Origin of the sequence: Pseudomonas sp. I8001, assembly GCF_013385345.1 — a bacterium.
Classification (GTDB): Bacteria; Pseudomonadota; Gammaproteobacteria; order Pseudomonadales; family Pseudomonadaceae; genus Aquipseudomonas.
In genome coordinates this window covers 147,646-170,998 of the sequence record NZ_JACAQC010000059.1, presented here as the reverse complement: position 1 = coordinate 170,998, position 23,353 = coordinate 147,646, and the positions used below count along the sequence as shown (strand labels likewise).

Sequence of the window (23,353 nt, the reverse complement as noted above, 5' to 3'; positions counted from 1 at the left end):
CAGATTGCGCGTTAGATTTTTGCCAACGCCTGCGCCAGATCCGCCCGCAAGTCTTCCACGTCCTCAACCCCCACCGACAACCGCACCAACCCGTCACCAATCCCCAACTGCGCCCGCGTCGCTGCCGGAATGCTCGCATGGGTCATGATCGCCGGGTGTTCGATCAAACTTTCAACGCCCCCCAGGCTTTCAGCCAACGCAAAGATCTTCACGTTTTCCAGGAAGCGTGTCGCACCCGCCAGGTCACTTTTCAGGTCCACCGAGATCATCCCGCCAAACCCGCGCATCTGCCGGCGTGCCAGCTCATGCTGCGGATGCGATGCCAGGCCGGGGTAGTAAACCCGTGCCACCTGCGGCTGTTGCTCCAGCCATGTCGCCAGTTCCAGCGCGTTGCTGCAATGGCGCTCCATGCGCAGCGCCAATGTCTTCACGCCGCGCAGGGTCAGGAACGCGTCAAACGGCCCGGCAATCGCGCCCACGGAGTTTTGCAGGAAGCCCAGGCGCTCGGCCAGTTCAGGATTCTGGCCGACCACCGCAATGCCGCCGATCACATCGGAGTGGCCGTTGAGGTACTTGGTGGTGGAGTGCACCACGATGTCGAAACCCAGCTCCAGCGGGCGCTGGATCCACGGGCTGGCGAAGGTGTTGTCGGCCACGCAGATGATGCCCCGGGCCTTGCAGATGCGGGAGATGGCACTGAGATCGGTCAGGCTCAGCAGCGGGTTGCTCGGGGTTTCGACCCAGACCATCCGCGTGTCGTCCTGCAGCGCGGCTTCGAAGGCCGACAGGTCGGTCAGGTCGACGAAGCTGAAGCGATGCCCGGCGCTGCGCTGGCGCACTTTGTCGAACAGGCGGAAGGTGCCGCCGTACAAGTCATTGCCGGAAACCACGTGGGAACCGGCGTCGAGCAGTTCCAGCACGGTGGAAATCGCCGCCAGCCCGGAGGCGAACGCGAACGCCTGGGTGCCGCCTTCCAGGTCGGCCACGCAGCGTTCCAGGGCAAAGCGCGTCGGGTTGTGGGAGCGCCCGTAGTCGAAGCCCTTGTGAACGCCGGGGCTGTCTTGCAGGTAGGTGGAGTTGGCGTAGATCGGCGGCATCAGCGCCCCGGTGGTCGGGTCCGGGGATTGCCCGGCATGGATCACGCGGGTGGCGAAGGCGCTTTTATCGTGCTGGGTCATGCAAGGGATCTCCGTAGGTGATTGAGCAGGTCGACGCGGGTGATCAGGCCGTGAAAGCCCGAGGCGTCGGCAATGATTGCCACCAGCCCGCGATCCAGCTCGGCCTGCAATTGCGCAAGGCTGGCGCTGGGTGCGAGGGTGTGAAGGGCGTTGGTCATGGCGCTGCCCACGGTCATGGAAAAGTGCGCGGCGTTCTGATGCAGGCCGAGCAATACATCCGACTCGTCGAGCACCCCCACCAGTTGCTTGCCGTCCACCAGCACCGGCAGCTGTGAGACGTCGGCCAGGCGCATGCGCTGGAAGGCGGTGAGCAGGCTGTCGTCGGGGCCGACGCTGATCACCCGGCCGTCCTCGAAACGACGGGCGATCAGGTCGCGCAGGTCGCCGTAGTGTTTGTATTGCAGCAGGCCGGCGTCGTTCATCCATTGGTCGTTGTAGACCTTCGACAGGTAGCGCGTGCCGGTGTCGCAGACGAAGGTGACCACGCGCTTGGGCTCGGTCTGTTCGCGGCAATAACGCAGGGCGGCGGCCAGCAGGGTGCCGGTGGAGGAGCCACCGAGAATGCCTTCGGCCCGCAGCAGTTGGCGGGCGTGGTCGAAGCTTTCTTCGTCGCTGATGGAATAGGCGTGGCGCACGCTGGAGAGGTCGGCGATGGAGGGGATGAAGTCTTCGCCGATACCTTCCACGGCCCACGAGCCGGGTTCGGTCATGGTGCCGCTGCGGCTGTATTCGGCCATTACCGAGCCCACCGGGTCGGCCAGCACCATGGCCAGGTCAGGTTGCACGCGCTTGAAGAAGCGCGTCAGGCCGGTGAGGGTGCCGGCCGAGCCAACGCCAACCACGATGGCATCCAGGTCATGTTGGGTCTGGGCCCAGATTTCCGGGGCGGTGCTGGTCTCATGGGCCAGGGGGTTGGCCGGGTTGTTGAACTGGTCGGCGAAGAACGAATCGGGAATGTCCTTGGCCAGTCGCGCCGCCACATCCTGGTAATACTCGGGGTGGCCCTTGCCGACATCCGAGCGGGTGATGTGCACCTCGGCGCCCATGGCTTTCAGGTGCAAGACTTTCTCGGTGGACATCTTGTCCGGCACCACCAGTACCACCCGGTAGCCTTTGGCGCGTCCCACCAGGGCCAGGCCGAGGCCGGTATTGCCGGCGGTGGCTTCGATGATGGTGCCGCCGGGGCGCAGGCGGCCATCCCGCTCGGCGGCGTCGATCATGGCCAGGCCAATGCGGTCCTTGATGGAGCCGCCGGGGTTCTGGGATTCAAGCTTGAGGAACAGCGTGCACGGGCCGGTATCGAAGCGGCTGACCCGCACCAGCGGGGTATTGCCAATCAGTTCGAGCACGGCGGGGCGGGAAGCGGTGGGCATGTCGTCACCTGGCTACGGAAAGGGCGTATGGGATGGACAGCAGCGTTTACAACATGGTTTCGAACATAGGCCGGTATCGGGCCGCTCGCAACCGCGCGGCCGCCAGAATGTCTTTTTTTGGCGCATTGCTGCTTCATGACGGAGCACGGCTGGAGGCGATCCATCGGCGGGTTTTCTGTCAACCTCACGTATTCATTGGCTTGCAGCTGATTGGCCCAGGGATTGCTAAAAGAAATCCAAACTTGGATACAAGATGGAATCCTCAATGCGCAACGAACAACTCGGCTGGACCCTGGGTGAATGGCAAGCTGCCTACCGCAGCCAGGCGCTGACTCCCGATATCCTGTTGACCCTGGCGAGCACGTTTCCCTCCGAGGACAATGCCTGGATCAGCCAGGTGCAACCGCAGCAATTGCGTGACCAGCTGGCGCAGTTGGCCGAGCGGCTTGCGGCGGTCGACGGCGATATCGACCAGTTGCCGTTGTATGGCGTGCCGTTTGCCATCAAGGACAATATTGATGCGGCGGGTTGGGAAACCACGGCGGCGTGTCCTGAGTTTGCCTATACCGCCGCGGCGGATGCCTCGGTGGTGGCGCGGTTGCGGGCGGCCGGGGCGATCCTGATGGGCAAGACCAACCTCGATCAGTTCGCCACCGGCCTGGTGGGTACACGCTCGCCCTACGGCGCGGTGGGCAACAGTTTTAACCCGGACTATGTCAGCGGCGGTTCCAGCTCGGGTTCGGCCTCGGTGGTTGCCCGCGGGCTGGTGGCGTTTTCCCTGGGCACCGACACCGCCGGTTCCGGGCGGGTGCCGGCGGGCTTCAACAATATCGTCGGGTTGAAGCCGACCAAGGGGCGCTTGTCCAACACCGGACTGGTGCCGGCCTGTCGTACCGTGGACTGTATTTCGGTATTTGCGCTGACGGTTGAAGATGCCGAGACGGTTGCGGGCCTCGCTGCTGCTTACGACGCCAGCGACGCCTATTCACGCGTCAATCCCAACACTGCTCCCGTAGCGGTCGGCGCCACAATCAAGCTGGCGGTTCCGGCCAGCCTGGAGTTTTTTGGCGACGCGCAGAACCAGGCCGTATTTGAACAGGCGCTGCTCAGGTTCCAGTCCCTCGGCGCCGAAATCACGGCGGTGGATTTCAGCCCGTTTCAGCAACTCGCCGAGCAGCTCTATTACGGCTCCTGGGTTGCGGAGCGCACGGTGGCACTGGAAGGCATGCTCGCCAGCAACGCCGAAGCGATCAACCCGGTGGTGCGTGGCATTGTGGAAAACGGCCACACGTACAGCGCCTGCGATGCCTATAAAGCCGAATACCTGCGCGCCGAACTGAGCCGCCGCATCAACGACACCCTGGCCGGTTTCGACGCCTTGCTGGTGCCGACATCGCCGACGATCCGCACCCTGGCGGAAATGGCCGTGGAGCCGGTGCTCTACAACTCGCAGTTTGGCTTCTACACCAACTTCACCAACCTGGCCGACCTCTCGGCACTGGCCGTGCCCGCCGGGCTGCGCAGCGACGGCCTGCCGTGCGGCATCACCCTTATCGCGCCGGCCTGGCACGACGCCGCCCTGGCGCATCTGGGCAAGCGTTGGCAGGCCGGCCTTGATCTTCCGCTGGGCGCTACCCAACGCAATCTGCCGCAACCGGCACCGGTGCGACAGGCGCCCGGCAGCGTGCGGGTGGCGGTGGTTGGGGCGCATCTCACCGGGATGCCGCTGAACTTCCAGCTGACCAGCCGCAACGCCGTGCTGGTGGAGCAAACCCTGACAGCGGGCAACTACCGCCTGCATGCACTGCCGGGCACGGTTCCGCCCAAGCCGGGGCTGGCCAGGGATGACTCGGGCCGCTCGATCATCGTCGAGCTGTGGGACATGCCTGTCGCCCGCTTTGGTGAGTTCGTCGCCGAGATCCCTGCGCCGCTGGGCATCGGCAACCTCACCCTGGCGGACGGGCGCAGCGTGAAGGGTTTTATCTGCGAGCCCTGGGCCCTGGCAGGCGCCACTGACATCACCGAATTCGGCGGCTGGCGCGCCTACATGGCGAGCAGGAACTAGGCATGCAGCTCTCAACCATGAGAAAACCCGGCGAACGGCCGGACAGCCTGGCGGAACGGGTCTACCAGCAGGTGAAGGACGACATCTTCGGCTTTCGCCTGCTGCCGGGTGATCGCTTCAGCGAAGGCGATGTGGCCGAGCGCATGCAGGCCAGCCGCACGCCGGTGCGCCAGGCGCTGTATCGGCTGGAGCGGGAAGGGTACCTGGAGGTGTTTTTCAGGAGTGGCTGGCAGGTGCGGCCGTTCGACTTCAACTATTTCGAAGAGCTTTACGACGTTCGGATCGTACTGGAGTTGGCCGCCGTCAGCCGCTTGTGTGGCATCGCGGAGCAGGGGCTTGAAGGGCTCGAGGCGATCTGGCGGGTGGACGAAAGTGCCCGGCTGGATGACGCACAGGTCGTCTGCGCGCTGGATGAGGAATTCCACTGCGGGTTGGTGCAGGCCACGGGCAACGCTGAAATGGCGCGCATGCATTACGAGATAACCGAGAAAATCCGCATCATTCGGCGGCTGGATTTCACTCAGCAATCACGTATTGCAGCGACCTATGAGGAACACGCAAGCATCCTCGATGCGATCTCGGCACGGCACAGCGATCTGGCGCAGCAACTGCTCAAGACTCACATCGAGGTGAGCAAGCAGGAGGTGCGCAAGATCACGTTGCATCGGTTGGCGGTGGCGAGAGGATAAGCAGCCCGTGCCCTGTGGCGAGGGAGCTTGCTCCCGCTGGGGTGCGAAGCGCCCCCAAAACCGGTCACCCCATTTTACCTGGCGAAAACGCGGTGCCTGAATTGGGGCTGCTGCGCAGCCCAGCGGGAGCAAGCTCCCTCGCCACGGGTCATTGCCGCACGCCTAATACTTGCTGCAACCGATTTGTCACCGTCTCACTCGCCCCCAACATCGGCGCCCGCAACTCACTGCCGATCAAACCCTCCATCGCCAGCGCGGCCTTCACCGGTGCCGGATTGGGCTCCACGAACAGTGTGTGAATCAACGGCAGCAGCCCGAAAAACGTCTCGCGAGCCGCCAGCAACCGGTTGTCGCGAACCTGTCGATGCAGCGCCACAAAATCTGCGGTACGCACATGCGCCGACGCGGCAATCGCGCCGGTCGCTCCCAGGCACAGCGCGTTGAATATCTGCACATCCTCGCCACACAACACATCCACATTCCCGCTGGCCAGCAGCGCCAGGGTATTGGCCAGGTTGCCGCCACAATCCTTGATCGCGACGATCCGTTCATGGGCGACGATGTTCAGCAACGTCGCCTGTTCGAAGGCGATACCGGTGCGGTAGGGAATGTCATACAGAATGATCGGCACACTGGACGCATCGGCCACGGTGCGGAAGAACGCCTCAAGGCCCGCCTGGGACGGGCGGATGTAGCTCGGCGGCGGTACCAGCAAACCGGCCACCGCGCGTTGCAGGATTTCACTCTGGAACTGCAGCAGCTCAATCTGGTTATACCCCGCCAGGCCCATTACCACCTGCTGCGGCGGTACCAGTTCCAGTACGGCATCCAGCATCGCCAACTGCTCACGGCGGCTCAGTGCTGCGGCTTCGCCGGTGGTGGTACAGACCATGATCCCGGCCGCGCCTTGTTCCAGCAGATGGCAGACCAGGCGGCGCAAGCCGATGAAGTCGATAACGCCGTTATGAAACGGTGTAACGACGGGAACCCAGATACCTTGAAACGATGACATGCGCTTTCTCCTGATGGTTGACCGATTTCGTCACCGTCAGAAGGGCAGAGGGAAGTAAGCAAGAGGAGGGGGCCTTCGCGCTCAATGTCCTGTCAGCTCATCTGACGGGACAGCGCGCCCCGGTCACATGAGCGACTGTTTCTTCGATTTGAGGGCGTGCGCAACGCAACCTTGCGCCTTGGCAATCAAGCCAATGACGGAAAAGTTGAAGGTCGTTGCAGACATTGAGGACACACCCTGAAGAAGGCGCTTATCTTTATGGATTATTACAGGGTGTGTCAACTCACGGCGATCAGTCGCGGTTCAACCAGTGGCGCACGAAACGCACCTGCTCTGCCGACAGTTCTGCGTCTTCCGGCGCGCCCATGAAACCGCCGTGGGGCATTGCTTCAAAGATGTGCAGTTCCACCGGTACCTCGGCCCGGCGCAGCGCCCGGTGCAGGCGTACGGCGTTGGACAGGAACAGGTCGCGGGTGCCGCTTTGCACGAACGTCGGCGGGAAGCCTGGTGCGAAATCCCCGAACAGCGGCGACAGGTACGGGTGAGACAAATCCGCGCCAGCGGCGTACAGCAGGTTGGTGCTCATCAGCGGGTTGGGCAACACCACGTCGACGGTGCGGTTGACCTGGAAGCTGTCGCCCGATTCGGTCAGGTCCACTTCAGGTGACAGCAATACCAGCGCGGCCGGCAGCGGCAAGCCTTCGTCGCGGGCGCGCAGCACCATGGCAGCGGCGAGGTTGCCTCCGGCCGAGCGTCCGCCGATCACGATCTTGTCCGGGGTGTGGTGCTTCAGCACATGCCGGTAGGTGGCCATACAGTCATCGAGTGCCGCCGGGTACGGATGGTCAGGCGGCATGCGGTAGTCCACGCCGTAGCAGGTCAGGTTGTGCAGGTCGGCGTGCTTGCCGGCGGCGAGGCGGGCGTTTTCGCCGCCGCCGAACACCAGGGCGCCGCCGTGCAGGTCGATATAGGCGAACTCGGCCCCGTATGCCGGCGTCGCCCGGTACACGGTGGCGTCTTCCACGGTGAATGTCTCAACGTGGTCTGCCGTCTGTCCCGCCTGGGACGCCGCGTACTGTTGGGCAACTGCGGCCTGCATGCGGCGCCAGCCAGCGTAGTCATCGGGTGCGGGCAGGGTGTACAGGCTGTTCAGCGGCACGCCATCGGCGTTCACCATGCGTTGCAGCATCGCCTGGGCCTCGGGGCTGATGGACCGCGGAACCGGGATGATTCGCGGGTCGATCCTTACACCATTACTCATTCTCTGCACCGTTTGGGTTCATGTCAGGACGCGAACGCATTCTTGTCGGTAGCGGTACTACACTGCAAGTCCGAACCTCCACGCTGGAGAACACTCATGCTCAGCAAAAACACGGTGTGCCTTTGGTACGACGGCAGTGCACTGGACGCTGCCAACTTCTACGCCAGGACCTTCCCGGACAGCGCAGTGACCGCGGTCCATCACGCCCCCGGGGATTATCCGGCGGGCAAACAGGGCGATGTGTTGACCGTGGAATTCACCGTCATGGGTATTCCTTGCCTGGGGCTGAACGGAGGCTCCGGCGTGCAGCACAACGAGGCGTTTTCGTTCCAGGTGGCCACCGACGACCAGGCGGAAACCGACCGCTTGTGGCACGCGATTGTCAGCCATGGCGGCCAGGAAAACGTCTGCGGCTGGTGCCAGGATAAATGGGGGGTGAGATGGCAGATTACCCCGCGTGTACTGAGCGCGGCGATCACCCATCCCGACCCGGCAGCGGCCAAGCGGGCGTTTGATGCGATGATGGGGATGACCAGGATTGATATTGCGGGGATTGAAGCGGCGCTTAAAGGTTGATGCACCGATTGAGTCAATCGGCGCCCACCGCAGTCCGGTCCACCAGACGAATACGGTTGCGTCCGCCACGCTTGGATTCATACAGCGCCGCGTCGCCTTGCTCGATCAAGGCCGCGAGGCTGGCGGGCGGCGTGTCGAACAGGCTGGCGCCGATGCTCAATGTCACCGCTTCGGGCGTAGCGAACGCCTGCGAGGCAGCCTGATGAAACTGTTCGCGCAGGGCGCTGCCCAGCGCGACAATGCGCGCGTTCGAGGTGTCATTAAGCAGGATCACGAACTCGTCGCCACCCAACCGCGCCGCCAGCGAATCATCGGGCAACTGCGCGCGAATCATCTCGCTCAGGGCCACCAGCAGCCGGTCGCCCGCGGTATGGCCGTACAGGTCGTTGATCAGCTTGAAATTGTCGATGTCGATCAACAGCAGGGCACCTGGCCGGGCCTGCGAGACTTCGTTCAGCAGACTCGGTGCCCGCATTTCAAGGGCGCGGCGGTTATACAGCGCGGTCAACGGGTCGCGGGCGGCCAACCGTGCAATCTGTTCCTCACGGCGGTAGCGCTCGGTGCCGGTCATCGACAATGCAATCAGCATGATCGCCATGGCGCCTTCCACCAGCGACACCTGAATGATCTCGCCACGAAACGCTGTCAGGTCGATCAGTGTCCCCGGCACGATCGCCACCAGCGACTTGGCCAGATAGAACAGCCCGTGGGCCAGCAGCACATAGCGCAGTTGCACCGCGCCCACGCTGAGTGATCGGCCATGGGGGCGTAACAGGAAACTGGCCCGCAGGGTCGGCAGGGCAACCAGCAGCGAGTTGGCCAGCAGCATGGCCCTGGACCACGACTGTCCTTCCGGCAACAGCAGCATGGCAAACCAGGCCACGAACATCAGGTACCAGGCGCGAGACAGGCGCACCTGGGTGAAACGCGCAACGCCCAGCAGGAACAGCCAGTGGGCGGTGATCAGCAACCCGTTGGCGAACCAGATGCCGATCAACAGCAGGCCGCTGGCCCGCAACAGCGCCAGGGTGCTGCCCACGCTGATGATGGCGAAACCGGCGGTCCAGTACAGCAGCGACGGTTCGCGAACGTTGCGCCACTCGACCGCCAGGTACAGCGCGGCGGCGCCTGCCAGGGCGATGGTGAGGACCAGTATGGTGATGGGGTCGAGCGCCATGGGCGAACTGGCCTGCCTGAGTTGCGGTGAGACGGCGATTGTAAGCGTTTTCGCCGGTTTTTCGCAGTGCTCAGGCCCTGCGCGCCATCAGCAATACCGTCGCGGCAGCCGACAACAACCCCGCACAGCAGCGGTTGAAAATCCGCTTGCCCCGAGGCTGCGCGAACCAGCGGCGCATATGCAAACCCATATAGGCGTAGGCGCTGATGGCGAACCATTCCAGCGCCAGAAACATCGCTCCCAGCAGGGCGAATTGCGGCGTGATCGGACGTGCCGGGTCGACGAATTGCGGCAGGAAGGCGGTAAAAATCAGGATTGCCTTGGGATTGCCGGCGGCCACCAGGAACTCCTGTCGCGCCAAGGCCCACAAGCCCGCCTTGGGCGCCGTCGACTCAGCCTCCGCATGCGGATTGGACCGCCACAGTTGATACGCCAGATAAAATAGATACGCCGCCCCCAGGATCTTGATCCCGTAGAACAACAACTCCGAGGTTTGCAGCACCACCGCCAGCCCGGCGGACGCGAGGGCGATCATCCCGGCAAAGGCCAGCAGTCGCCCGACGCCTGCCAGGCACGAATTGCGGTAGCCGTAGCGGGTGGAGTTGCTCACGGACAGCAGGTTGTTCGGGCCTGGCGCCATGTTCAGGGCGAAGCAGGCCGGGAGGAAGAGGGTGAGGGTGGCGAGGTCCATGGGGGGCTCCGGCGGGCGCTGGCAGGTAAGGCCACGAGGATAAGGGATGTGAGGCGGTTGAACAATTTGCGCTAATGGGTAGAACCGATGGCGCTCTGGCCATGTCTGTGAGTCGTGGGTAAATAGATCGGTCACCATGACGCTCATATCGTTAATATGCCCGGCATGCCAATCGGGTAAAGGAAGTTGGCGTGAAGCACGAAGCGCTTTTCCCGGGAATTAAAAATAGAGTAGGCAGGGAATGGAATATCCTTCATTTGAAAACAAATCAAAGAAAAGAACCTTGTTGTTGGTGGTGTGTCTGTTATTTGGAGCATGGATTGCTTATACGCTCTGGGCCGGTCGCATTGTAATGCGAACGGTTTTAATGCCATCGATTCCCGAGTGGACGACCTATATAGTCATTGGTTGTCTGGTTGGACTCTTTTTTGCTGCAAGGGCCACCTACTATCGTCCGGCTGTAAGAAACCCGAACCGTGTTGGAGAATCTTTTTTTGGTGGTTTTTGCGTGGGTCTGATTTTGTCCTTGCACAGTTATGACGTCGTTACGTACCTGTTGCCCGGCGACATTGTTCAGTATGCGTCACCTTACGAGCTGGTGACTCCGGGGCCCTACGTTGGAAAGTTCAGTCGTTGTGAGGCGGGTCTGCGGATTAAGGATTTAAAGACTGAGCGCTGGGTTGCGCTTTGTACCACTCAGTCGGAATTCAACGATCAAAGAAAGACAGGCATGAATGCAGTGTGGGTGACTGCTCATTCAAACAAGATAGGTTCTTATATCGAGGCGTATGAATTTATTTATAAATAAATCATGTCGTCGTTGTACCAGCCTTCGTTCATAAGCCAATGACTCATTGTTGGCCGGGAGGGGAAGGTTTCGGTTTGCCATCAGCCACTTGTGTCTTGCCACAAACTTGCTGCGTTGCATTCGGCAGTAGTGCGCCCCCTTGAAAGCCTCAGATGAACAGATCCGCCCCTTGCCTCTCAAAGCGCCGCATAGACAAGGGATGAAAGTCGGCGTGGGCGTGGATCAATCATCGAATGGCTGCCCGAAGTCGTGGTGACAAAACCGAAGCTCACTTGTTTTTCGGGATCAGCGAAACTGATCGGGCCACCAAGCCCGATATGGCCAAAGGTGTTCGGGCCCATTGCATGGGAAGCCGTCGGGTCGCGTTGCTGCTCGAGCATGCAACCCAATCCATAACGCATGGGGCGCATCCATACTCGATCCATGCCATGACTGTGCTCACGGCTGAATTCAGTAAGCAGCTCGGGACCGATAAAGTTTCCTGCCATCAATGCACTGTAGAAACCGGCCAGGCCGTGAGCCGAACCGTGTCCACACACGGCGGGTTGCCGGTAGGCCCACCAGCGAGGGTCACTGGTTCGTCTGGGCACCATTCCGGGGTTGGTGAAGGCGAGCGTCGCGATATGCGACGGCTCGTTTTTCACCACGGTTCGCAACGCCTGCGAGTAAGGGTCACCGACTCGTCCCGTGGCACTGTCGAAACGCGCGATACGGTGAAAGTGTTCTTCGTTCACGCCAAGGTGCACGTCCAACTCATGGGGATCGAGAATCTCTTCGTGGATAAACACACAGGGATCTCGTCCGTCCACCCGGCGAATCAACTCGCCGAGGATCCAGCCAAACGTGGTGGTGCCGTAGCCCAGGTCTGTTCCCGGTTCCCACCACAGCGGCTCGGCCTCCAGGAGTCGCAGCATGTGCTCCCAGTCATACATCATGGGGTTATGGTCGGGCCCCCGCAGCGCCGGCAGGCCTGCGGTATGGTTCATCACCTGGCGCAGGGTGACCTTTGCTTTCCCGCTCCGGGCGAACTCGGGCCAGTAACGGGCCACGGGTGCATCCAGCTCCAGCTTGCCCGCCTCAACCAACATCAGGACGGCCACCGCGACATAGGGTTTTATTACGCAGAAGGTATTGGCCAGCGTATCGCGGGTCCAGGGTTTCGTGCCCGCCTGGTCTGCCATGCCGGCCCACAGGTCGACAACGATCTCTGCGCCTACCTGCACGCACAGGCCGGCCCCACGTTCCTGCGGATCATCGAACATGTCCTCGAAGGCCTGCTTGACCGCTTCAAACTGCTTCGCACATATCCCTTGCGCTTTCATACCTCAACGTCCTCGTATTTGAAGTGCGGCCCTTGATACTTGCCGAACACCGATAATGGTTGTGGAGGAATTCACCCACGAGACCGAGTTTGGGAGTGCTCCATGGAAAAGCGATTGGCTCGTTTGTAGGTGCCGAAGTCATTGAACCTGACACCGGCCTGGGCCATGACTTTATGAGCATGAGGTGCCGTCATCTGACGCAGATAAAACGGGTCTCTCACCACGAAGTGATGGATGCTGTGAGTGCTGCCAAAGTTAAAACAGAACAACTGGAACGGCCACAGCCACCAAGGGTTCATCACCTGGGTTTGTTGTAATGCGTTACGCGGGGCAACATCGCCGTAATAGTGCATATTTGAACTTATAAAGAACAGGCAGAACTGCCGTATCATATTGGGCGCTATAAGAATAACCACTGCAGTATTGACGATATCCATTAGTTCCAGCGTCGTAGCAGAGCTGTGAACCTCTATCCCGGTAATTGACCCAAGCCAGACATACAGGTGGTAGCCGAGGAACACATACCAGCACCCCCAATACAGAAGCCCGAATGGTGTATTGAGCCGAATGATCTTGCCTAACAATTTTACCTTTTGCCGCCATCCCGGGGCAAACACCGCATTAAGAAAACCAAATACAAATCCGTCCACCAGTTTCAGTAATCGCAGTATTCCCCAAGGACTGCCGCTCGTGGTGATCCAGGCTTCAACATCAGAATCAGTTCCGGACTCCTTATGGTGATGAAAGTGCAGACTGCGTCTTAGCCACGGGCTGGGCATACCCGGGCGTGCCAGCCAGCAGAAGAGCATCATGGCATTATGGGCCAGCGGCTGTTTTCTAAAATAAAGGCGATGAATCAGGTCATGTTCGATTTCATGAATGAACGAAGTCAGCAGCGCATTGACCAGAATACACATCCATGCGGGGATAAAACCCTTTAGATAGAGCCCTCCCGTAATGACCATCCCTATCAGGGAAAACGCCATGACACTCGCGCCCAGAGCATCCTGGTGCTGCAGGATCGGATAACGCTTTCGCAGGTAGTTCCCATGATCGGTAATACTGCGGGTTACCTTATCAATCTTTTCCTGATCGGTAGTTGGGCGATCAATTTCGATGGCGCCTTCCAAGACATTCATCCATTCATCCTCTGATTGCAATCGAGAAATTAACAGCCGCGTCAAGCCGGTCATGTCAATTGTTTGAGCTGTAAAACAGTAGATACTCATATGGGTTGCTTGAGTTGCACGGGGCATTCAAGGAATACGAAATCGACTTTTTTGCGAAAAGCTTGTTAGAATTCCATGCTTCAAAATGATAAGGGAAGTTCAACTCTTTGCAACTGTGTATTTTGGGTGGGTTCAGTGTTACAAGTGCGGTGTAAGGAATTGATGATTTAGTTACAGTTTGTACAAGTATAAAATGACGCTGTACAAGTATTGCCAAGGAGGCACCATGAGATTGCATCGCATCAAATATTTTCGGCGCGCTCTAAAAGAGCCCGAGGGTGGCGTAGAGAAAATAACAAGCGACGATGTATTTGATGCCGTGTTTTGCGATGAGCCGGCAGACAATGCCGCGAATCCTGCAGGCCTGGAAAGGCTACTCCGCTACCTGCAGTGCGGGGATACCGTGGTGGTGGACAGCATGGCAGCGCTGACTTCAAGCACGGAGCAGCTGTGCGCCATCATTCGCCGGTTGATTGAAAAGCAGGTCACGTTGGAGTGTTTGAACGAAAACCTGGTTTTCCGGCATGACTGTCTTGAAGTCGTGGAGTCGATCATTGCGGTAATGGAGCTGATTGCAGAGTTCGAGCGCGCTGCGATGAGGGAAAGACAGGCGGCGGGAATTGCCAGTGCAAAGAATCGTGGGACTTATAGAGGTCGCAAGAAAAAGCTGTCTGACAATCAGGTTGTAAACTTAATTGACCGGGCCGCTGCTGGAGAAAGTAGATCCAAATTGGCGCGTGATTTTGAAATCAGTCGGCAGACGCTCTATCGGTACCTGAGATCCAGATAGGGGCTTCTTCAGGTTGCACGAGGGAGCGGCTGCCAACAAGATCCTACAGTTGAAAAAACCTGTCAGGACGGCATGGCCCGAAAGCGGTGGAAGTCTTGCCATCATTGATTTCTTCACTGGCAAGACGTCCCACTATTGCGGCCAACGCAACCCCAGGGTGCATCACACATATGTACACGCCCTCCACGTTGGGTAGATAACCAATGATGGGGAGGTTGTCTGCGGGAATGGGCCTGAGTCCGATACATGCCAACTCCGGCTCAATCGAATCAACGCCATGGAGCTCGTGCCGAATGGTGTTGGCCGTGCGTAGCGCGATTGCCATCGGCTGGTTTTCCACGGCATCGCCCAGGTAATCCTCTGCCGCCAGCAACGTACCGTCGGCCGCTTGCCTGACTTCCATTTCCGGGCTGGAGATAAGTGTCTGCACCAGGTTGGATTGCGCGGTGTAGCGGATGAAAATGGAGGGCGACGCGTGTATGGGAAGGGGCGCCCCAAGCATGTCTGCCAGCGTCGAGATGCCCGTCCCGGCGGCCATTACCACAACGTCGGCATCGATGATGCCCTTGGCGGTTTCGACGCCCGTCACCCGGCCGTTCGCGGTTTTGAAGCCGAGAACCTGGGTCTGCGTGAGTACCTTCGCCCCTAGCGTCTGGGCGCCACCGACCAACGTATGGGTGGCGTGCACCGCATCCAGGGCGCCTTCTTCCGCGACATACAGGGCATGCTCAGGAGGGTTTTTCAGGTTGGGCTCAAGGTCGAGAATCTGCGAGCGTGACAACCGGTGCGCCGAAGGCTGCTGCAACGCCCTTGAGTTCGCGCCGTAAGACAGGGCGCCTGTCCAACGAATGTTCAGGCCCGGCAGTTGGGTTTCAAGACGGTGATAGTCGTTGATGGCCTCGCCACGCAAGGCGGCGATCGGGTCCGGCCCTCGGTGTGAAGTGGTGATCCAGGCAAATGAAGTGGCCGTCACGCCGGAGGCGACTTCTGCAGCCTCGACCAAGGTCACGCTCGCGCCTTTGACGGCCAGGTGATACGCCAGTGAAGCGCCGACGATGCCTGCGCCAATGACCACGACGCGCTTTTCTCCTTGCTCTTTCATATCCTGCTCCATTTATTCAAGGCAGCCTGCAGAGGCTGCGGGCAAGCGCTCGAGAAACTCGGCAAGCTGCCGGCCACCGCGCAAGTGCACCACGGGCAAGCCCAGGCGTTGTCCGAGGGCGCGGGCGAGGGTGGATTTTCCGCTGCCCGCATTACCGAGAATCACGATGCGTTGCATGAAGGGACGTCCTGTCGCGGGACAGCCCACAATTGTGCAGGTTTTACATGACCGACAAAAGCCATATGAGGTAGGTTGGGCGCCCCGGAATGGACCCTCTCGACCAAGGAAGCGCCTGTCAATGCCAAATGCCTTTTGCCAAATCAGCGAACGCCTGGACAACCGCCGGTTTATCGTCGCGGGCAACACCCATGGTGTGTCCGGTACAGGCACCGTGTTTCATTACCACGTCGATGAAAACGCCATATGGGGCACCTACCAGGGCGGCCGGATTCGCATGGGCAATCAAGTCGGGCGCGCCACAGGCCCCGATACCATCGAGTTGCTGTACCAGTGCCTGACCACCGAGGGCGAGATTCTTGCCGGCTGGTCCCGGGGCACGCTAGGCGTGGATGACGCCGGGCGTACCACCCTGGCCTTCGTCTGGGGCTGGTTGTCGGGCGCGACGGGAGGCGGGGAGTCGAACTACGTCGAACTCGTTGCCGAGTAATCATGCAATTTCGCGCCTACTGGAACCGCTCAACCAGGTAGTCGACAAAACACCGGACCCGCGCCGGCGTGTGGGTACCGCCGAGGAACACGGCATGGATCTCTTCGCCATCGCCTGGATTGAATGCCTCCAGCAGCGGCACCAGCCGACCCGCCTGAATGGCGTCCGCCACGGTCTCGGCGCAGACCCGCGCGATGCCGATGCCCTCGGCCGCCAATTGGCCCTGGGTGTCACCGTTATTGGTTTCGACATGGCCCTTGATCGTCAGTGAATAGTCGTGGCCATCCTTGCGAAACGGCCAGGTGGGCGCCGCACGCTTGAAGTTGAAACCGATGCAGTCGTGATCCAGCAGGTCTTCCGGCACCTGCGGCGTGCCGCGTCGTGCCAGATAGCTCGGCGCAGCAATGATGACCTTGTGGGTGGCGCCCAGCCGGCGGGACGTCAGGCTGCTGTCGGGCAGCGGGCCCAATCGCACTGCGACGTCGGCTTGCCCGGCGGCGATGTCGACCACGGTATCGGTCAGGTTGATGTCCACCAGGATGTCCGGGTAACGCTGAATGAACTCGCCCAACAACGGGATCACGAAGGTCCTGCCATACAGCAGCGAACTGCTGACCCGCAGGCGTCCGCGGGGTGAACTCTGGTCGGTAATCTGCTGTTCGGTTTCCCGCAGGTCCGTGAGGATCCGCCGGGCGCACGACAGATAGGCGGCGCCCTCCGGGGTCACGGTCAGTGAGCGCGTGGTTCGCAGCAACAGGCGTACGCCCAGCCGGGCTTCCATGCGGTCCAGCACCCGCGCGATGGAGGAGGGGGCAAGGTTCAAGCGACGCGCGGCCGCCGAGAAACTCGCGGTCTCGGCCACGAGGGTAAAGATTTCCAGTTCGTCCGTTATGTCCACGGGAAACTCACTTGTGCGTTTTTCGCAAAGGCCTTGAGCGGCGTAATGGGGTTCAAATCGGTTTTTGTCGGGTTCAGTATTGCGTAAAGCAATGTAATACGGAAACTCACCGGGAGAATCCCATGATCTTGCCCTACACCATCAATATCCCCGACGAACGTCTTGTGGCCATCCGCGACAAAGTCGCCGCCTACGATTGGACCCAGCTTCCCGATTTGGGAGGGTGGAAGTCGGGCGTTGGCGTGCGCGACCTTCAGCGCCTGGTCGCTTACTGGCTGGAATCCTATGATTGGCGCCGGGTCGAAAAACACCTCAACCAACTGCCCAACTTCATCACCGAGATTGAGGGCGAGCACCTGCACTTCGTCCATGTGCGGGGCGACGGTTCCAGGCCGCCGATCCTGCTGCTCCATGGCTGGCCAGGTTCGTACCTGGAGTTCGAGGCGCTGCTGGAACCGTTGGCGGCTGACGGACACGATGTGATCGTGCCGTCGCTTCCGGGGTTTGCATTCTCCAGGCCGATCACCGGAGTGATTGGTCCACGTCGGGCGGCCGAACTCATGCATGGGCTGATGGCCCGGCTGTTCGGGCCAACCCGCTTCATCGTTCAGGGCGGTGACTGGGGTTCGGGCATCGCCGGGTGGATGGCCCATGATCGGCCCGAAGCGTTACTGGGGATTCACCTGAACATGGCCGACCTGCTGGCCCAGGGCACCGTTGCGACCACGCCGGAGGAGGAGGCTTTCGTCGCCCGGCGTGACGTGCTGATCGACTGGGAAACCGGCTACAACCACCAGCAGGAAACCCGCCCGCAGACCCTGGGTGTCGCGCTGGCCGACAGCCCGGTGGGGGCCGCGGGATGGATCCTCGAAAAAATCGGCACATGGGCCGATCTGCCCACTACCGCCGATGGCAGTCCGGATCTCTGGGGCACCTTTACCGAGGAGCAACTGCTGACCAACATCATGTTGTATCTCGCGCCATCTTCCATGGTCACCGCGACGTGGATGTATCACGGCAAGCGCCTTGAGGGATCGTCAAAATTCCCGGCCGGCACCCGCATCCAGGTGCCGACCGGATTTGCCGCCTTTCGTGACCCGGTGTTCGTGCCGCCGCCGCGCTCATTTGCCGAAAAGACCTTCAACATCGTGCACTGGAGCGAGATGCCCGCCGGCGGTCACTTCCCGGCCTGGGAGCAGCCGGCGTTGATGCTGGCGGACCTGCGCGCCTTTATCGCTACGGTCTCGGCTTGATCATCAAATCCAGGTTCTGCACGGCGGCACCTGCGGCGCCCTTGCCGAGGTTGTCGAATATCGCCGCCAGCAGGACCTGGCCCGTCTCGTGGTTTTCACACACGATCAGGCGCACATCGTCCGTGCCGTTCAGCGCTTGAGGGTCAAGGTAGGTCAGCTCCTTGGCGGCCTGCATCGACAGCACCTGGACGTGATTCGTATCGCGGTAGTGCTGAGTCAAACAGTCATGCAACCGCGAGCCATTCACACCCGGCGCCAATAACCGAAGTTGCAGGGGGATGGTCAATACGATCCCCTGGCGAAAAGCCCCGTAGGCCGGCACAAAGGTCGGCCTTTCCGTCAGCCCGCTTTGCTGCTGAATCTCCGGCACATGCTTGTGTGCCATTCCCAGCCCATACACCAGGAACGCGGGCGCCTGCGAGGCGTCGGTGCCCTCATGTTCCTGCACCCCGGCGCGGCCCTTGCCGGAATAGCCCGAGACCGCATGAATGGTCGTCGGGTAGTCCCCGGGCAGCAGCCCGGCCTCAAGCAACGGGCGCAACAGACCAATCGCGCCGGTGGGATAGCAACCGGGATTGCTCACCCGCTGCGCCGTGGCAATGCGTTGCGCCTGTTGCGGGTTCATCTCGGCGAAACCGTAGGTCCAGTCGGGATGAGTGCGGTGTGCCGAACTCGCGTCGATCACCCGCACGGCCGGATTGTGGATGCTGGCGACGGCGTCCCGTGCGGCGTCGTCGGGCAGGCAGAGAATCGCGATGTCGCAGGCGTTGATCATCTCGGCGCGCTGCTGCGGATCCTTGCGGTGTTCAGGGCTGAGGGTGATCAGTTGCAGATCGGTGCGGTCGCGCAGGCGTTGATGGATCTGCAGCCCGGTGGTGCCTTGGTCGCCGTCGATGAATACAAGAGGATTTGCCATGGGATGCACTCGGATAGGAAATCAGGTGTTCCAATCTTCGGCCAGCCGCTAGGATAGGAAAAGTTGAATTTCCAAACGATGAAGTTCAGTTTTTATGAACGAGGATTGACCGATGCGCGAAATCAGCCTGGACCGCCTGCGTACGTTGGTGGCGATTGCCGACCTCGGTTCGTTCGCCGAGGCCGCCCGCATGCTTAACCTGGCGCCACCCACCGTCAGCCTGCACATCGCCGACCTGGAGGCGCGAGTGGGCGGCAAGCTGCTATCGCGTACCCGTGGGCGGGTGCAGCCTTCAGCGATTGGCGAAACCCTGGTGGAGCGCGCGCGCCGCTTGTTGGCGGATGCCGAGCAGGCGCTTGAAGACGTGGAGCGACAGGTGCAGGGGCTGGCGGGGCGGGTGCGTCTGGGAGCCTCAACCGGAGCCATCGCACAGTTGCTGCCGCAAGCCCTGGAAACCTTGAGCCAACATCATCCCGCCATTGATGTGCAGGTGGCGGTGCTCACGTCGCAGGACACATTGAAGAAGCTGGCCGAGGGCGCCCTGGAGATTGGCCTGGTGGCGCTGCCCCAGGCACCGGTGAAGGGCTTGCGGATCGAGCCCTGGCGGCGCGACCCGGTCATGGCATTTTTGCCGGCGCGTCGGGAATGCCCGGAAGTGGTGACCCCCGCCTGGCTGGCCGCACAACCGTTGATACTGAATGACGGCACCACCCGGCTTTCGCGCCTGACCTCGGAGTGGTTTGCCAATGACGGCTACCAGCCGACGGCGCGTATTCAGCTGAATTACAACGACGCAATCAAAAGCCTGGTGGCCGCCGGTTACGGGGCCACGTTGTTGCCCCATGAAGCGTCCACACCCTTGCACGACACCCGGATTGCGATGCGGCCGTTGCAACCGTTGCTGTGGCGCCAATTGGGGATCGCCCATCGCGCCGGGGAGGTTGAGCGGCCTACGCAACATGTGTTGGACGTGTTGTGGGGATTGAGTGCGGGGTAGGGCGTTATGGAACGACTCATACGATCAGCCTATGAATACCTTCCCGAATCAGGAATTTACAGAAACCTGAATACGGTTGAAATTAACGGCTTTTGAGCCGCCAATCGGTTTTTCAGGGAGTCTTCACCATGCCATTCACCCACACACAACTCCCCATCGTCGTCGCCGATGTGCCGTTGAACATCGCCGCGATCCACCGCGCGGGTACCCTGGCGCCAATCGTGTTCCTGCATGGCTTTGGCTCGACCAAGGAAGATTACGCCGACATCGTCCAGCAACCTGCCTTCGACGGTCATCCATTTTTGGCTTATGACGCCCCGGGTTGCGGTGAGAGCCATTGCGATGACCTGTCGAAGATCTCCATCCCGTTCCTGCTGCAAACCGCCTTGCAGGTGCTGGAGCATTTCAACATCGAGCGCTTCCATCTGGTAGGCCACTCCATGGGCGGGCTTACCGCGCTGATGTTAGCGCACCGGTTGCCGGGCCGGGTGCTGAGCTTTGTCGATATCGAAGGCAATATCGCCCCGGAAGACTGCTTTCTCAGCCGGCAGATCGTCGACTACCCGGCGGACGATCCCGAGGCGTTTTTCAGCGCCTTTATCGAGCGCACCCGGCAGGCACCGGCCTACGCCAGCGCGCTGTATTCGGCGAGCCTGCGGCACAAGGTGCGTGCCGGGGCGGTGCGGGGGATCTTCCAGTCGATGGTCGAACTGTCGGATAACGCCGACTTGATGGGCAAGTTCCTCGGCCTGGAATGCCCGCGCATGTTCATGTACGGCGAGCAGAATGCCCATTTGTCGTACCTGGCGCATATCCAGGCGCAAGGCGTGCGGTTGGCGCCGATTGCCCGGTGCGGGCACTTCCCGATGTACTCCAACCCGATCGCGATGTGGCAGCAGATTGCGGACTTTCAACACGGCTGATACCCATCGCCAACGATCGGCCAGGCCCGAAAGCACAAGACTTACGCTTCGAAACCCGGATAATGGCGGCCATATTTTGCTCGCTATTCTGGTAATCCCGCATGGAAATCAAAGTCAATTTTCTCGACAACCTTCGACTTGAAGCCAAGTTCGACGACTTCACCGTGGTGGCCGACCAGCCTATTCGCTACAAGGGCGATGGCTCGGCCCCCGGTCCGTTCGATTACTTCCTGGCGTCGTCGGCGTTGTGTGCGGCTTACTTTGTGAAGTTGTACTGCGAAACCCGCAACATCCCTACCGACAATATTCGCCTGTCCCAGAACAACATTGTCGACCCGGAAAACCGCTACAACCAGATCTTCAAGATCCAGGTCGAATTGCCGGCGGACATCTCCGATAAAGACCGCCAGGGCATCCTGCGTTCCATCGACCGCTGCACCGTGAAAAAAGTCGTGCAGGCCGGGCCGGAGTTTGTCATCGAGGAAGTGGAAAACCTGGATGCCGATGCCCAGGCATTGCTGATGCCGAGCGCGGCGTCCGACGCGGGCACCTACATCGCGGGCAAGGACCTGCCGCTGGAAACAACCATCGCCAACATGTCGGCCATTCTCGCGGGCCTGGGCATGAAGATCGAGATCGCTTCGTGGCGCAATATCGTGCCCAACGTATGGTCGCTGCATATCCGCGACGCGCACTCGCCGATGTGCTTTACCAACGGCAAGGGCGCGACCAAGGAAGGCGCATTGGCGTCGGCATTGGGCGAGTTTATCGAGCGGCTGAACTGCAACTTCTTCTACAACGACCAGTTCTGGGGCGAAGACATCGCCAATGCGGCGTTTGTGCATTACCCGGACGAGCGCTGGTTCAAGCCTGGCCGCAAGGACGAACTGCCACCGGAGATACTCGACGCGCATTGCCTGCACATCTACAACCGTGACGGCGAGCTGCGCGGCTCACACCTCTACGACACCAACTCCGGCAACGAAGAGCGCGGCATTGTTTCGCTGCCGTTCGTGCGCCAGTCCGATGGCGAGGTGGTGTATTTCCCGTCCAACCTGATCGAGAACCTGTACCTCAGCAACGGCATGAGTGCCGGTAACACCCTGGCTGAAGCGCAAGTGCAGTGCCTGTCGGAAATCTTCGAACGCGCGGTAAAACGCGAAATCATCGAAGGTGAATTCGCGCTGCCGGATGTACCTCAGGAAGTGCTGGCGAAATTCCCCGGTATCCTGGCCGGTATCCAGGGCCTGGAAGCCCAGGGCTTTCCGGTACTGGTGAAGGATGCGTCCCTGGGCGGTGAATTCCCGGTGATGTGCGTGACGTTGATGAACCCACGCACCGGCGGCGTATTCGCCTCGTTCGGCGCGCACCCCAGCCTGGAAGTGGCGTTGGAACGCAGCCTCACCGAACTGCTGCAAGGCCGCAGCTTTGAAGGCCTGAACGATCTGCCGCAGCCGACGTTTGAAGGCCATGCGGTGACCGAACCGAACAACTTTGTCGAGCACTTCATCGACTCCAGCGGCGTGGTGTCGTGGCGCTTCTTCAGCTCGAAGTCGGATTACGAGTTCGTCGAATGGGACTTCTCCGGCCAGGGTGAAAACTCCAATGCCGAGGAAGCCGCCACCTTGTTCGGCATCCTCGAAGGCATGGGCAAGGAAGTCTACATGGCGGTGTACGAGCACATCGGCGCGACCGCCTGCCGCATCCTGGTGCCCGACTATTCGGAGATCTACCCGATCGACGACCTGATCTGGGACAACACCAACAAGGCGCTGTTTTTCCGCGAAGACATCCTGAACCTGCATCGCCTCGACGAAGCGGAATTGAAGGGGTTGGTTGAGCGTCTGGTGGAAAGCGAGCTGGACGACTACACCGACATCACCACCTTGATCGGCATCGAGTTCGATGACAATACGGCGTGGGGTCAGCTGACCATCCTGGAATTGAAGCTGCTGATTTATCTGGCCCTGCAGCAGTTCGAAGAAGCCAAGGAACTGGTGGAGATGTTCCAGCAGTACAACGACAACACCGTCGAGCGCGGCTTGTTCTATCAGGCCGTGAATGCGGTGCTGGAGATGGAGCTGGACGAAGACCTGGAACTGGCGGACTACGAAGTGAATTTCCGCCGGATGTTTGGCAACGAGCGGATGGACGCGGCGATTGGGTCGGTGAATGGCAGTGTGCGGTTCTATGGTTTGACGCCGACGAGCATGAAGCTGGAAGGGCTGGACCGGCACCTGCGGTTGATCGACAGCTACAAGAAGCTGCACGCGGCGCGGGCCAATACGGCCAATTAAAAGCTGACACCGTACCTGTGGTGAGAGGGCTTGTTGTGGCGAGGGGGCTTGTCCCCCGTTGGACTGCGTAGCAGTCCCTCTTTTTTGGGGCCGCTGCGCAGCCCAACGGGGGACAAGCCCCCTCGCCAC

Annotated in this window: 21 protein-coding genes and 1 pseudogene; 10 read left to right on the top strand and 12 right to left on the bottom strand. The window is 60.7% G+C overall.

The genetic code is table 11. From position 1 onward, the window contains the following. Nucleotides 1–11: 11 nt before the first annotated feature. A complete protein-coding gene (locus tag HX839_RS29595; protein ID WP_008436288.1) occupies nucleotides 12–1,178 on the bottom strand; it encodes a cystathionine gamma-synthase in 1,167 nt (388 codons plus the stop codon). After that, the gene (locus tag HX839_RS29590) at nucleotides 1,175–2,551 is read right to left on the bottom strand and encodes a cystathionine beta-synthase (RefSeq protein ID WP_003215116.1); all 1,377 of its coding nucleotides are present in this window, start codon (nucleotides 2,549–2,551) and stop codon (nucleotides 1,175–1,177) included. The genes HX839_RS29595 and HX839_RS29590 overlap by 4 nt, the downstream gene beginning before the upstream one ends. 265 nt (nucleotides 2,552–2,816) lie before the next feature. On the opposite strand from HX839_RS29590, the gene atzF reads away from it, so the two are divergent. Both atzF and HX839_RS29580 read left to right on the top strand, forming a co-directional pair. Continuing rightward, nucleotides 2,817–4,616: an allophanate hydrolase gene (gene atzF / locus HX839_RS29585; RefSeq protein WP_177068114.1), complete on the top strand. Its 1,800-nt coding sequence runs from the start codon at nucleotides 2,817–2,819 to the stop codon at nucleotides 4,614–4,616. Between the two features lie 2 nt (nucleotides 4,617–4,618). Then, complete coding sequence (locus HX839_RS29580; RefSeq protein ID WP_177068113.1) at nucleotides 4,619–5,305, top strand: GntR family transcriptional regulator; 687 nt, start codon at nucleotides 4,619–4,621, stop codon at nucleotides 5,303–5,305. A 148-nt stretch (nucleotides 5,306–5,453) separates the two neighbouring features. On the opposite strand, the gene dapA is transcribed toward HX839_RS29580, so the two are convergent. Together dapA and HX839_RS29570 are read right to left on the bottom strand one after the other, a co-directional pair. Then, nucleotides 5,454–6,317, bottom strand: coding sequence for a 4-hydroxy-tetrahydrodipicolinate synthase (gene dapA / locus HX839_RS29575; protein WP_177068112.1), 864 nt, complete (start codon nucleotides 6,315–6,317; stop codon nucleotides 5,454–5,456). Between the two features lie 292 nt (nucleotides 6,318–6,609). Then, nucleotides 6,610–7,578, bottom strand: coding sequence for an alpha/beta hydrolase (locus HX839_RS29570; protein WP_177068111.1), 969 nt, complete (start codon nucleotides 7,576–7,578; stop codon nucleotides 6,610–6,612). A 96-nt stretch (nucleotides 7,579–7,674) separates the two neighbouring features. Between HX839_RS29570 and HX839_RS29565 the strand changes: the two genes are divergently transcribed. After that, nucleotides 7,675–8,154 (top strand): VOC family protein, encoded by a 480-nt coding sequence (locus tag HX839_RS29565; RefSeq protein ID WP_087695027.1) that lies wholly within the window; start codon nucleotides 7,675–7,677, stop codon nucleotides 8,152–8,154. Between the two features lie 13 nt (nucleotides 8,155–8,167). Here HX839_RS29565 and HX839_RS29560 read toward each other — a convergent pair whose 3' ends face one another. Together HX839_RS29560 and HX839_RS29555 are read right to left on the bottom strand one after the other, a co-directional pair. Further along, nucleotides 8,168–9,331: a GGDEF domain-containing protein gene (locus HX839_RS29560; protein WP_177068110.1), complete on the bottom strand. Its 1,164-nt coding sequence runs from the start codon at nucleotides 9,329–9,331 to the stop codon at nucleotides 8,168–8,170. A 70-nt stretch (nucleotides 9,332–9,401) separates the two neighbouring features. Continuing rightward, nucleotides 9,402–10,022, bottom strand: coding sequence for a LysE family translocator (locus tag HX839_RS29555; protein ID WP_177068109.1), 621 nt, complete (start codon nucleotides 10,020–10,022; stop codon nucleotides 9,402–9,404). Between the two features lie 241 nt (nucleotides 10,023–10,263). Here HX839_RS29555 and HX839_RS29550 point away from each other — a divergent pair, with 241 nt between their 5' ends. After that, complete coding sequence (locus tag HX839_RS29550) at nucleotides 10,264–10,830, top strand: hypothetical protein (RefSeq protein ID WP_177009453.1); 567 nt, start codon at nucleotides 10,264–10,266, stop codon at nucleotides 10,828–10,830. A 176-nt stretch (nucleotides 10,831–11,006) separates the two neighbouring features. Here HX839_RS29550 and HX839_RS29545 read toward each other — a convergent pair whose 3' ends face one another. Both HX839_RS29545 and HX839_RS29540 read right to left on the bottom strand, forming a co-directional pair. Then, nucleotides 11,007–12,152 carry an EstA family serine hydrolase gene (locus tag HX839_RS29545; RefSeq protein WP_008436310.1) on the bottom strand — a complete coding sequence of 382 codons (1,146 nt, stop codon included), beginning with the start codon at nucleotides 12,150–12,152 and terminating at the stop codon, nucleotides 11,007–11,009. A 71-nt stretch (nucleotides 12,153–12,223) separates the two neighbouring features. Next, complete coding sequence (locus HX839_RS29540) at nucleotides 12,224–13,291, bottom strand: fatty acid desaturase (RefSeq protein ID WP_177068126.1); 1,068 nt, start codon at nucleotides 13,289–13,291, stop codon at nucleotides 12,224–12,226. A gap of 316 nt (nucleotides 13,292–13,607) precedes the next feature. On the opposite strand from HX839_RS29540, the gene HX839_RS29535 reads away from it, so the two are divergent. Then, nucleotides 13,608–14,171, top strand: coding sequence for a recombinase family protein (locus tag HX839_RS29535; protein WP_177068108.1), 564 nt, complete (start codon nucleotides 13,608–13,610; stop codon nucleotides 14,169–14,171). Nucleotides 14,172–14,214: 43 nt separating this feature from the next. On the opposite strand, the gene HX839_RS29530 is transcribed toward HX839_RS29535, so the two are convergent. Continuing rightward, nucleotides 14,215–15,273, bottom strand: coding sequence for an FAD-binding oxidoreductase (locus HX839_RS29530; RefSeq protein ID WP_177068107.1), 1,059 nt, complete (start codon nucleotides 15,271–15,273; stop codon nucleotides 14,215–14,217). A gap of 81 nt (nucleotides 15,274–15,354) precedes the next feature. Continuing rightward, nucleotides 15,355–15,450, bottom strand: a pseudogene (locus tag HX839_RS29525) (AAA family ATPase); the annotation flags it as partial. Nucleotides 15,451–15,571: 121 nt separating this feature from the next. On the opposite strand from HX839_RS29525, the gene HX839_RS29520 reads away from it, so the two are divergent. Beyond that, a complete protein-coding gene (locus tag HX839_RS29520) occupies nucleotides 15,572–15,940 on the top strand; it encodes a hypothetical protein (RefSeq protein WP_177068106.1) in 369 nt (122 codons plus the stop codon). Between the two features lie 16 nt (nucleotides 15,941–15,956). On the opposite strand, the gene HX839_RS29515 is transcribed toward HX839_RS29520, so the two are convergent. Next, nucleotides 15,957–16,838: a LysR family transcriptional regulator gene (locus HX839_RS29515; protein WP_003215146.1), complete on the bottom strand. Its 882-nt coding sequence runs from the start codon at nucleotides 16,836–16,838 to the stop codon at nucleotides 15,957–15,959. Between the two features lie 122 nt (nucleotides 16,839–16,960). Between HX839_RS29515 and HX839_RS29510 the strand changes: the two genes are divergently transcribed. Next, on the top strand, nucleotides 16,961–18,091 hold the full coding sequence (locus HX839_RS29510) for an epoxide hydrolase family protein (RefSeq protein ID WP_177068105.1): 1,131 nt from the start codon (nucleotides 16,961–16,963) through the stop codon (nucleotides 18,089–18,091). Here the strand turns inward: HX839_RS29510 and argC are convergent. After that, nucleotides 18,075–19,007 carry an N-acetyl-gamma-glutamyl-phosphate reductase gene (gene argC / locus HX839_RS29505; protein ID WP_177068104.1) on the bottom strand — a complete coding sequence of 311 codons (933 nt, stop codon included), beginning with the start codon at nucleotides 19,005–19,007 and terminating at the stop codon, nucleotides 18,075–18,077. The genes HX839_RS29510 and argC overlap by 17 nt on opposite strands. Before the next feature lie 112 nt (nucleotides 19,008–19,119). On the opposite strand from argC, the gene HX839_RS29500 reads away from it, so the two are divergent. The 3 genes from HX839_RS29500 (at nucleotide 19,120) to HX839_RS29490 (ending at nucleotide 23,224) form a co-directional block, all read left to right on the top strand. Beyond that, a complete protein-coding gene (locus HX839_RS29500; protein ID WP_003215152.1) occupies nucleotides 19,120–20,004 on the top strand; it encodes a LysR family transcriptional regulator in 885 nt (294 codons plus the stop codon). A 128-nt stretch (nucleotides 20,005–20,132) separates the two neighbouring features. Continuing rightward, complete coding sequence (locus HX839_RS29495) at nucleotides 20,133–20,927, top strand: alpha/beta fold hydrolase (protein WP_177068103.1); 795 nt, start codon at nucleotides 20,133–20,135, stop codon at nucleotides 20,925–20,927. A 101-nt stretch (nucleotides 20,928–21,028) separates the two neighbouring features. After that, complete coding sequence (locus HX839_RS29490; RefSeq protein ID WP_087695051.1) at nucleotides 21,029–23,224, top strand: OsmC domain/YcaO domain-containing protein; 2,196 nt, start codon at nucleotides 21,029–21,031, stop codon at nucleotides 23,222–23,224. The last annotated feature ends 129 nt before the right edge of the window (nucleotides 23,225–23,353 follow it).